Source organism: Rhodococcus sp. NPDC058532, from assembly GCF_042719255.1.
In the GTDB taxonomy this organism is placed as follows: Bacteria; Actinomycetota; Actinomycetes; order Mycobacteriales; family Mycobacteriaceae; genus Rhodococcus_G.
This window is the reverse complement of record NZ_JBHXNU010000015.1, coordinates 63,219-73,689: the sequence shown is the minus strand read 5'-3', so window position 1 is coordinate 73,689 and position 10,471 is coordinate 63,219. Positions and strand designations below refer to the sequence as shown.

The 10,471-nt window shown below is 71.5% G+C and carries 8 protein-coding genes; 7 read left to right on the top strand and 1 reads right to left on the bottom strand.

Annotation, left to right across the window (positions count from 1 at the left end):
* Positions 1-30 precede the first annotated feature (30 nt).
* On the bottom strand, positions 31-1,332 hold the full coding sequence (locus ACFWQG_RS17650) for an MFS transporter (protein ID WP_378508936.1): 1,302 nt from the start codon (positions 1,330-1,332) through the stop codon (positions 31-33).
* 172 nt (positions 1,333-1,504) lie between these two features.
* Between ACFWQG_RS17650 and ACFWQG_RS17645 the strand changes: the two genes are divergently transcribed.
* From ACFWQG_RS17645 to pyrE, 7 genes are all read left to right on the top strand, one after another.
* Positions 1,505-3,352, top strand: a complete 1,848-nt coding sequence (locus ACFWQG_RS17645) for a hypothetical protein (RefSeq protein ID WP_378508935.1) — start codon at positions 1,505-1,507, stop codon at positions 3,350-3,352.
* A 161-nt stretch (positions 3,353-3,513) separates the two neighbouring features.
* A complete protein-coding gene (gene clpB, locus ACFWQG_RS17640) occupies positions 3,514-6,066 on the top strand; it encodes an ATP-dependent chaperone ClpB (protein ID WP_378508934.1) in 2,553 nt (850 codons plus the stop codon).
* A 421-nt stretch (positions 6,067-6,487) separates the two neighbouring features.
* Positions 6,488-7,228, top strand: coding sequence for a FadR/GntR family transcriptional regulator (locus ACFWQG_RS17635; RefSeq protein ID WP_378508933.1), 741 nt, complete (start codon positions 6,488-6,490; stop codon positions 7,226-7,228).
* A gap of 91 nt (positions 7,229-7,319) precedes the next feature.
* Complete coding sequence (locus ACFWQG_RS17630; protein WP_378508932.1) at positions 7,320-8,357, top strand: DUF5666 domain-containing protein; 1,038 nt, start codon at positions 7,320-7,322, stop codon at positions 8,355-8,357.
* Positions 8,358-8,415: 58 nt separating this feature from the next.
* Positions 8,416-9,108 (top strand): hypothetical protein, encoded by a 693-nt coding sequence (locus tag ACFWQG_RS17625; protein ID WP_378508931.1) that lies wholly within the window; start codon positions 8,416-8,418, stop codon positions 9,106-9,108.
* Positions 9,109-9,189: 81 nt separating this feature from the next.
* Positions 9,190-9,759, top strand: coding sequence for a LemA family protein (locus ACFWQG_RS17620; RefSeq protein WP_378508930.1), 570 nt, complete (start codon positions 9,190-9,192; stop codon positions 9,757-9,759).
* Between the two features lie 72 nt (positions 9,760-9,831).
* Positions 9,832-10,362, top strand: a complete 531-nt coding sequence (gene pyrE / locus ACFWQG_RS17615; RefSeq protein ID WP_378508929.1) for an orotate phosphoribosyltransferase — start codon at positions 9,832-9,834, stop codon at positions 10,360-10,362.
* The last annotated feature ends 109 nt before the right edge of the window (positions 10,363-10,471 follow it).

Genomic DNA, 10,471 nt, shown 5'->3' with positions numbered 1-10,471 from the left:
GGCCCCGGCACGGAGCCCACGCGCGACCCGCTATCGGTGCGCCGCCGGGGCGTCCGCCCGCCCACCCGCGGCGGCCGCCCGTGCGAGCACCGTCAGGGCGAGCAGCACCGCCGACACCGCCAGCACGCCCCGCAGCGCTGTTGCCGCGCCACCGGATTCGGCGAGCACCCCCGCGAGCGGGGCGCCGATGGAGTTGCCCGCGATCAACGCGCCGGAGAGCACCGCCATGTGCAGCGTCTGCCTGCCCGTCGGGGTGTGCCCGGCCGCCACCCCGTACACGGTCACGATGATCGGCCCGATCCCGAGACCCAACGCCGTCAGCGCGACCGCGAGCAGCCAGCCGTCGGGGACGACGGGGAGCACCGCGCACACCGCCACCGACCACACCGCGGCCACCGTCAACCGTCGGAACGGCCCGACCGATGCCCGCAGCCTGCCGATCGCGACCGACGCGGCGCCCGAGCCGACACCGAAGCCCGCGTAGATCAGCCCGGCGTTGGACAGCGCGCCGTGCTCGCCCGCGAACGCGACGACACCGGTCATCAGCGCGCCGAGCAGCGCGCCGACCGTGAGCATCGTCAGCACCAGCGTCGCCCGGTCCGCGCGCAGGAAGGACCGCAGGGGGGCGACACCGGCGGCGGGCCCCGCCTGCGGCGCCGGCACGGCCGCGGCGGTGCGGTGGCGGGCGAACAACAGCCCGAAGATCAGGGTCGCCAGCACACAGGCGACGAGCGGTGCCTCCGCGCCGACCCGCGCGAGGATCCCGACGACGGCAGGCCCGAAGACGAAGGTCAGCTCGTCGGCGAGGGTCTCGTACCCGAACGCGGCGCCGCGGGCCCGCTCCCGTTCGGCCGCCGGAAGCGCCCGGTCGGCGAGCACCGTCCACCGGACCCGGGCGAACGGACCGATCGGCGGGACGGTGAGGCCGCACATCGCGGACACCAGGATCAGCAGCGGCAGACTGCCAGTCGCGGCGAACAGGACGAGCGCGATGAGCACCGAATTCGCCAGCACCAGCGGCGGAATGACTCGACGCTGGCCGTAGCGGTCCGCGCAGGCGCCTGCGAGCGCCGCACCGACGGCGGCGCCGAGCGCGTAGCTGCCCGCAGCAAGCCCGCCCGCGGCGTACGAGTCCCGCACGAGGGCGACGTAGCTGCTGATCCCGAGGGTGAGCATCGCGAACGGAAGCCGGGCCAGCACACCGATCGGAAGGAAGGCGGGGCCCGCCTGGCGTCGCAACGTGCGGAACGGGGCAGCGGTCGAGCCGGGATCCGAGGCCGGGGGTCGTTCCGACGGGACGGTGGGTGCGGAGGGCACGGGGTTCGTGGACACAGTTTTCCTAGTCGAGGCACGCCGAAGCGGTGCATCGTCGTCCCGCCGACACCGCCGATGCTCGAACCCAATGACTAGGACGCACGGGCGCCCCGACATAACTGTGTGGCCGCCACCGTACGAAGCGGCGGGCCCGGTGGTCAAACCCGCGCGGCTGACTAGGCTCGGAGCGATGTCCGTCCGGTACGCGGAACCGAAGCGCGGGGATGCGCCCGGCGCACCCCGCGGTTGGGCCGTACGACCACATCCGATCCTGCTGCTCGCGCTGCTGCTGGTGCTCGCGCAGGCCGGTGTTCGGGGTGCCCTCGCGCTCGGAGGCAACCTGTACTGGGACGACCTGATCCTGACCGGTCGGTCCGCGGCGCTGCCGCTGCTGTCGCCGGAGTTCCTGCTCTACAACCACGACGGTCACGTGATGCCCGCCGCGTTCCTGGTTGCTGGCCTGACGACGACGGTCGCGCCGCTGCAGTGGTGGGCGGCCGCCGTGACGCTGATCGTGCTGCAGCTGGTGGCGGCGCTGGCCGTGCTGCGGGTGCTGTGGCTGCTGCTCGGCCCCCGGCCCGCGCTGCTCGCGGTGCTGGCGATGTACCTGTTCACCCCGCTCACGGTGCCGTCCTTCGCGTGGTGGGCGGCCGGGTTGAACTCGCTGCCGCTGCAGGCGGCGCTGGCGTGGGTCGCCGGCGATGCGCTGCTGCTGGCCAGGACCGGCCGTCGCCGCTACGTCGTCACCGGGGCGGTGGTGACCGCCGTCGGGTTGATGTTCTTCGAGAAGTCGGTGCTGGTGCCGTTCGTCGCGTTCGCCGTTGTCGCGTTGGCGGCGCGGGGGGACGGCGCAGCCGCGCCGCTGCGGACCGCGTGGCGGACCGGTCGCGGGCTGTGGCTCGCCGCGGCAGGCGTCGTCGCGGTGTGGTCGACCGTCTACCTCGCCGTCGCGGACACCGGTCTGCGGATTCCCGCGCCAGCCGACGCGCTCCGATTCGCCCACCACGGAACGTCGTTGGGGGTGCTCCCCACGCTGCTCGGCGGGCCGTGGCGGTGGGAACGCTGGCCGCCGGGGCCGCCGTGGGCCGCGCCCCCGGCCGGGCTGGTCGTCGCGGGCTGGGTGGTGGTCGTCGCGGGGCTGTTCGTCGTCCTCCGGGTCAAGCAACGCACCGGCTGGGTGATCGCGGCGATGGTCGGCTACGTGGCGGCGTCCGAGGCCGCGATGATGGTGGCCCGCTCCGGACCCGACACCACCTACGAACTCGCCCAGACGCTGCGGTACACCAGCGACAGCGCCGTCGTCCTCGCACTGGGCCTGGCGTTGATCGTGCGCGCGCCGTGGCGGCCGGATCCGGGACGGTGCGGAGCGATCGTCCGGCGCGCGGCGACCCCGGCGGTGGCGACGGCGGTGGTCGCGGGACTGGTCGCGTCGAGCGTCTGGTCGACGGTCACCTTTGCCCGCAGCTGGAACGACAATCCCGGCGCCGAGTATCTGGAGACCGCGCGCGCCTCGCTGTCCGCGCACCGGGACGTGCCACTGCTCGACCAGCCGGTGTCACTGATGGCACTGCTGCCGGTCGCGGCGCCGTGGAACGGTGCCGCGCACGTCTTCGCGCCGCTGCCGGAGCGTCCGGACTTCGCCGAGACCACCCCGGAACTGCGGGCCCTTGACGAATCCGGCAGGCTCGTCCAGGCGACCGTGCAGCCGGTGCGGTGGACCGAGCCGGGACCCGACCCGGGCTGCGGCACCCGGATCGGAGCGGCGGGCGGCACCGTGGGATTGGGTGGGCCGCTGATGATCTGGCAGTGGACCGCGCAGCTGAACTATCACGCGACGGCGGGCGGCGCCGTCGCGGTCGGGCTGGGGGCGGGGGAGCCGGTGTCGGTGCCGGTGCGGGCCGGGCTGAACACGGTGTTCGTTCGGCTGTACGGGACCGGGTCGACGCTGTCGGTGCGGCCGCTGACCCCGGGCCTTGAACTGTGCGTTGGTTCCGGTCCGGTCGGTGTCGTGTTGCCGGGGACGCAGGAGGTCCGGTGAGCACGACCGGGGTCGACGCCCCGTAGCGGTCGCGCACCGGCGACGAGGCCATCAGAGTTGAGCGGAACAGACTCAACCCTTCGTGCGTTGGTCTCTGTGACAGCGCCGCATGCCGCCTAGGCTTGCAGGCGACGACCGACGTCTTCCGAAGGGGTGACTCAGTGGATTCGTTCTCTCCGACCACCAAGACTCAGGCGGCACTGACCGCCGCTCTGCAGTCGGCCTCCGCCGCGGGCAACCCGGACATCCGTCCGGCGCACCTGCTGGCCGCGCTACTCGACCAAACCGACGGCATCGCCGCACCGCTGCTCAAGGCCGTCGGCGTCGACCCGACCATCGTGCATCGGGAGGCGCAGAGCCTGGTCGACCGGCTGCCGCGCGCCACCGGCGCCACCACCCAGCCGCAACTCGGCCGGGAGTCCATCGCGGCGATCACCGCGGCCCAGCACCTCGCCACCGAAATGGACGACGAGTACGTCTCGACCGAACACGTCCTGTTCGGGCTCGCGTCCGGCGACTCCGACATCGCGAAACTTCTTGTCGGGCACGGTGCCACCCCGCAGGCGCTGCGGGAGGCGTTCACCGCCGTCCGGGGCAGCGCCCGGGTCACCAGCCCCGACCCCGAGGGCAGCTACCAGGCGCTGGAGAAGTACTCGACGGACCTCACCGCCGCCGCCCGCGCAGGCAAGCTCGACCCGGTCATCGGCCGCGACACCGAGATCCGCCGCGTCGTCCAGGTTCTCAGCCGCCGCACCAAGAACAACCCGGTGCTGATCGGTGAGCCGGGTGTCGGCAAGACCGCGATCGTCGAGGGGCTTGCGCAGCGCATCGTCGCGGGCGACGTCCCGGAGTCGTTGCGCGGCAAGACCGTCATCTCCCTCGACCTCGGCTCCATGGTCGCCGGTGCTAAGTACCGCGGCGAGTTCGAGGAACGACTCAAGGCCGTCCTCGACGACATCAAAAACAGTGCGGGACAGGTCATCACGTTCATCGACGAGCTGCACACCATCGTCGGCGCCGGCGCGACCGGCGAGTCGGCGATGGACGCGGGAAACATGATCAAGCCGATGCTCGCGCGCGGCGAACTGCGCCTCGTCGGTGCCACCACCCTCGACGAGTACCGCCAGTACATCGAGAAGGACGCGGCGCTGGAGCGGCGCTTCCAGCAGGTGCTGGTCGGTGAGCCGTCAGTCGAGGACACCGTCGGGATCCTCCGCGGGCTCAAGGAGCGGTACGAGGTGCACCACGGGGTGCGCATCACCGACTCCGCACTGGTCGCGGCGGCGACCCTGTCGGACCGCTACATCACCTCCCGGTTCCTCCCGGACAAGGCGATCGACCTCGTCGACGAGGCCGCGTCCCGGCTGCGGATGGAGATCGACTCCCGGCCGGTGGAGATCGACGAGGTGGAACGGAAGGTGCGCCAACTCGAGATCGAGGAGATGGCGCTGACCAAGGAGACCGACGCCGCCTCCCAGGAGCGTCTCGCGCGGCTGCGCGAGGAACTGGCGGACGACCGCGAGAAGCTCAGTCAGCTCAACGCGCGCTGGCAGAACGAGAAGCAGGCCATCGACTCGGTCCGGGAGGTCAAGGAGCAGCTGGAGGTGCTGCGTGGGGAGTCGGATCGCGCCGAACGCGACGGCGACCTCGGCAAGGCCGCGGAACTGCGCTACGGCCGGATCCCCGAGCTGGAGAAGAAGCTCGACGCCGCGGTCGAGGCATCCGGTGTCGCCTCCGACGGCGACGTGATGCTCAAGGAGGAGGTCGGCCCCGACGATGTCGCGGACGTCGTGTCCGCGTGGACCGGCATCCCGGCAGGCCGGATGATGGAGGGCGAGACCGCGAAGCTGCTGCGGATGGAGGCCGAGCTCGGCAAGCGGGTGGTCGGGCAGGCCGAGGCCGTGCAGGCCGTCTCCGACGCGGTGCGGCGCGCGCGGGCCGGCGTCGCCGACCCGAACCGGCCGACCGGCTCGTTCCTGTTCCTCGGGCCCACCGGGGTGGGGAAGACCGAACTCGCGAAGGCCCTCGCGGACTTCCTGTTCGACGACGAGCGGGCGATGGTCCGCATCGACATGTCGGAGTACAGCGAGAAGCACTCGGTGGCCCGGTTGGTCGGCGCCCCGCCCGGCTATGTCGGCTACGAGACGGGCGGTCAGCTGACCGAGGCGGTCCGACGACGGCCGTACACGGTGGTGCTGTTCGACGAGGTCGAGAAGGCGCACCCGGACGTGTTCGACATCCTGCTGCAGGTGCTCGACGACGGCCGGTTGACCGATGGGCAGGGACGCACTGTCGACTTCCGCAACACCATCCTGATCCTCACCTCGAACCTCGGCGCGGGCGGTGACCGGGACCAGGTGATGACGGCGGTGCGCAGCAAGTTCAAGCCGGAGTTCATCAACCGTCTCGACGACGTCGTGATCTTCGATCCGCTGTCCGAGGAGCAGTTGGAGTCGATCGTCGACATCCAGCTCGGGCAGCTCGCGAAGCGGCTGCAGGCGCGGCGGCTGACGCTGGACGTGACGCCGGGTGCGCGGATGTGGTTGGCGGTGCGTGGCTACGACCCGCTGTATGGCGCGCGGCCGCTGCGCAGGCTGATCCAGCAGGCGATCGGCGACCAGCTCGCCAAGAAGCTGCTCGCGGGCGAGGTGCACGACGGCGACACCGTCGCCGTGACCGCCGCCGAGGACGGCGACACCCTCGTGCTCGGCTGACCCGGACGCGGCGCTCGGCTCCGATCGGGCGCCGCGGACGAAAGGTGTTCGACCGCAATTAAATACGGCACAGGCGCACGGTCCGGGAGGGGGGTCGCGGACCGTGCGCCTGCGTCTTCGGCGACCCGACCCGGGGCTCGTGAGGGGCGAGGCCTGTGTGGGTCGGGCGCGCTGCGGCGCCGTGCGGCGCCGCTTCGAAACTATCGGCATCATTCGGGTGATTCAACGGATCCGGGCCGGTTTGCGTGAGACACATCTCACTCGTGTCCGTCGGGACAAACCCGCCGAGCTGTGATCGCCGCGGCGGTGAGGCGGACGCCACATTGCGCATCATTGGCCGCGTGCCCGGGGGTCCGACGGTACAGTCCTTACCGCCGCGTAGGTAGCGGATCGAGGACGTCAGGGGGGCGAACACGTGGTGGTGAGCAGCAGGTCCGACCGGCCGCAGAAGACGGCGATGATCATCGCGCGGCGGATCGTGGCGGAGATCGACCGCCGCGGGCTACGCCCCGGTGACCGGCTGCCGTCCGAGCGGTTGATGCTCGACGAGTACCAGGTCGGCCGCGGCACTCTGCGGGAGGCGCTGCGCTATCTGGAACTCTCGGGCGCCATCTCCCTCAAACCCGGTCCCGGCGGCGGGCCGACCGTCGAGAAGCCCGACGCCTCCCACCTGATGAACAGCCTCGGGCTGGTGCTGCAGTTCGAGGGCGCGCCGTTCTCCACCATCGTCGAGGCGCGGGTCGGTCTCGAACCGTTGATGGCCCGGCTTGCGGCCGACCGCAGCTCCGACGAGCAGCGCGCACTGCTCGCCGAGTCCGTCGCCAAGATGGGGGAAAACCTCAAGGACCTCGACGTCTTCCTTGAGACCAACAAGACCTTCCACGACGTGATTGCCTGGGCGTCGGGCAATGCCCTGTTCGGGTTCCTCATCGACGCGGTCGACGGGATCTTCGAAGGCGTCGCGCTCGGGGTCGAGTACCCCGCGCATCGGCGGGCGAAGGTCCACCAGGCGCACGCGGAGATCCTCGCCGCGATCGACGCGGGTGACGCGGTCGCGGCCGAGGATGCGATGCGCACCCACGTCCTGGAACTGACCGGCTATCTGCGCAAGAAGTTCCCGGCCGCGATGGCGAAACCGATCACCTGGGATGCGATGCAGTAGCGGGGGTCCGTCCGCGTCTCACAGGCTGTCTTCAGCATCGGTGCCTACTCTGGAGGGTCGGCCCGACCCGGCGGAAAGAGCAGGATCGATCATGAGCAACGCGGACGACAAGCGCATCCCCGACGGCACCGAGGCCGTGCCCGTCGAGTCCGACCCGACGGCGCAGTGGGCGCAACGTGCCGCAGAGTCGATGCCCGACCAGCGGACCGAACAGTTCGACGGTCCGCGCTACACCACCGACCCCCGGCAGGCCTACGGCGACCATCCGACCCAGGCCTACCCGACCCAGGCGTATCCCGCGGTCGCCGACCCCACCCAGGCGTATCCCACCCAGGCGTATCCGTCGCAGGGGCATCCGGGCCAGGCTCCGCAGCCGACCCAGGCGTACCCGACGTACGACGCCTACCAGGCGCAGCAGCCGCAGCCCACCCAGACGTACCCGACCTACGACGCCTACCAGGCGCAGCAGCCGCAGCCCACCCAGGCGTATCCCACCTACGACGCCCAGGGGCACGCCCCGAACGCGACCCAGGCGTACCCCACCTACGACGCCTACCAGTCGCCGCCGGGCGCGCCGCCGCCGATTCCTCCTGCGCCGGGCCCGGAGGAGCCGAAGAAGGGACCGGGGAAGGGTGTGCTGATCGCGGCCTTCACGGTCGCCGGGCTGCTGCTCGTCGCTGTGGTCGGCATCGGCGCGATGCTGCTCGGTTCCGGCGGCGGTGGCGACGACACCACCGCGGCGGCGCCGTCGACCACCGCGACCCGACCGCCGGTCACGCCGCGCCCGACGCCGCCGTCGCCGACGGCGGAACCGGAGATCGTGCCGCCGGACCTGTCGCAGATCCCCGGCGGTGTCGGGGAGGCGATCGGGGCGGCGGGCGCGGCCGTCGGCAGCGTGAGCTCCAACGACGGCGGAACCCTGATCCTCGACGGTATCGGCGGATCGCAGGTCACCGTCCACACCGACGCGTCGACCCGGGTGATCGCGCTCGGGGCGAGCACGGTCGCCGATCTGCGGGTCGGCGAGACCGTCGTCGTCCAGGGGGACCGAGCCGGGGACGGCACCGTCACCGCCCGCGTCATCATCAGCACCACGATCCCGGATCTGGGTGATTTCGGTGGAAACTGACCACCGACTTCGAGCCGAGTGCCGCGCGCAGCGCGCGGGCTGGATAAGGTGACGAACGATGACGCTCATCTGGTTCGGACTCTCGGCGATCGCGCTCGCAGGCGCGATCGTGTTGTTGTACGTCGACCGCAGCAGGCGCGAGCAGTTCGGGCGCGTCCGGCAGATCTGGGCGAAGGCGCAGGGCTACATCTACAACGAGTCCGACGATCAGCTGCCGTCGAACTGGCATCGGGCCGCGCTGGCGCGTCAGGAATACCTCGGTGCGGTCGACGTCGTGCACGGCACCCGGCGCGGTGAGAACTTCGTGCTGTTCGACCTGCCGGAGGCGGTGACCATCGTCGCGGTGCAGCGGTCCGTCGGCTCCGACGTCGACATCGACCTGCGGCTGAAGTCGACGCCGCCGCCGAAGGACACCGACCTCAACCTGCTCGGTGCGATCGGCCCGCGCGTGGTGTTCGCGACGGACCTCGAGATCGCCCGACGGGTGTGCGACCAGCGGATGGTGACGTTCGCGGAGACGGTGCCGCCGCAGGTGCAGATGCTGTGGAGCGAGGGGGACTGGACCCTCGGCTCGCTGCCGATCACGAGCAGCGGGCGGGACTGGGACGCCGCGATCGAGGCCGTCTCCCGGCTGTCCGGGATCCTGCACGTCCTGCCGCCGGTGTCCGAACCTGCGGGCATCCCCGCGGACGCCGCGCACGATCCGGGGCGTCCGCTGCCGCATCCGTTGAACCTGCGCGCCGACGACTGACGGGCCGCCGCCCCGCCGCCGCGATGTGGCGGCAAATGTCCCATGTGAGTAGATTTCGTTGTTGTGACTGTTGTGATTTCTGTGGCGGTTGTGGCTATTGGTGTCATTGTTCTCGGCTGTTGGGTGGGGATCGTCGCGCGTCGGGCGCGGCGGACCGGCGCGAACCTGACCGGCAGCAGGCACCTTCTCGAGGTCGAACTCGGCCGCCGCTACGAACAGACCGATCACCTCGTCACCGTCGCCAGGGCCGCGGGCCTGGACCCGGACGCGGTCACCCCCCTCGCCGGCGCCCGGGCGCTCGCCCTCGGCCTGCGCGCGGACGCCGCGCCCCTCGCCGACCAGGCGGCGGCGGAGGACGCGATCACCGCCGCACTGCACCGGGTGACGGCCGGCGCCGCCGCCGATCCGCAGCTCAGGAACGACTGGACCATCCAGCGCCCGATCCTCGAACTGCAGGTCACCGAGCAGCGACTCGCGGGCGCCGCTCGCGTCTACAACGACCAGGCCGCCGCAACCGACACCCTGCTGCGGGGGACCGGCACCGGGCCGGTCGCCCGAGCCCTCGGGGTGCGTGCGGTGTCGCGGTTCGAGGCGCTGCCGATCGAGCTACCGGCGGACCGGGCGGTGAACGACGAGGTCGCGGGCGGCTGAGCCGGTGGTTCGGGGCGGGCACCGCAGCGACTAGGCTTCAAGGCCGACAAGGCACGGAAGAAGGAGCGGTCGATGACGGAGAAGGCTGAGCTCGCCGGGCTCGTGCGGGAGCTGGCTGTGGTGCACGGGAAGGTCACCCTGTCATCCGGCAAGGAAGCCGACTACTACGTGGACCTGCGCCGCGCGACCCTGCACCACCGGGCAGGCCCGCTGATCGGGGCCCTGCTGCGGGAGCTGGTCGCGGACTGGGACTTCGACGCGGTCGGTGGCCTGACGATGGGCGCGGACCCGGTTGCGCTGGCCGTCATGCACGCGCCGGGGCGGCCGATCGACGCGTTCGTGGTGCGCAAGGCCGCGAAGGCGCACGGCATGCAGCGGCAGATCGAGGGCCCCGACGTCACCGGCAAGCGGGTGCTCGTCGTCGAGGACACCACCACCACCGGCAACTCGCCGCTCACCGCGGTCCGGGCACTGCGTGAGGCGGGCGCCATCGTGGTCGGCGTCGCAACGGTCGTGGACCGGGCCACCGGTGCCGACGAGGTCATCGCCGCCGAGGGCGTCGAGTACCGGTCGCTGCTCGGGCTCGCGGACCTGGGCCTCTAAGCAGCTCCGCTGCCGTGGGTTGTGTTTTCGCCGGACAGGGGGGAAAGAAAAACAAAAGACGGAGGAGGCGATCGTGTGGGGGGGTAGGGCAAGAAAAGAGCAAACAAGA

What these genes read in the sequence shown, in the direction of transcription:
- ACFWQG_RS17645 (WP_378508935.1), top strand. Translation starts at nt 1,505, where the DNA reads ATGTCCGTCCGGTACGCGGAACCGAAGCGCGGGGATGCGCCCGGCGCA.
- ACFWQG_RS17625 (WP_378508931.1), top strand. Translation starts at nt 8,416, where the DNA reads ATGACGCTCATCTGGTTCGGACTCTCGGCGATCGCGCTCGCAGGCGCG.
- ACFWQG_RS17630 (WP_378508932.1), top strand. Translation starts at nt 7,320, where the DNA reads ATGAGCAACGCGGACGACAAGCGCATCCCCGACGGCACCGAGGCCGTG.
- pyrE (WP_378508929.1), top strand. Translation starts at nt 9,832, where the DNA reads ATGACGGAGAAGGCTGAGCTCGCCGGGCTCGTGCGGGAGCTGGCTGTG.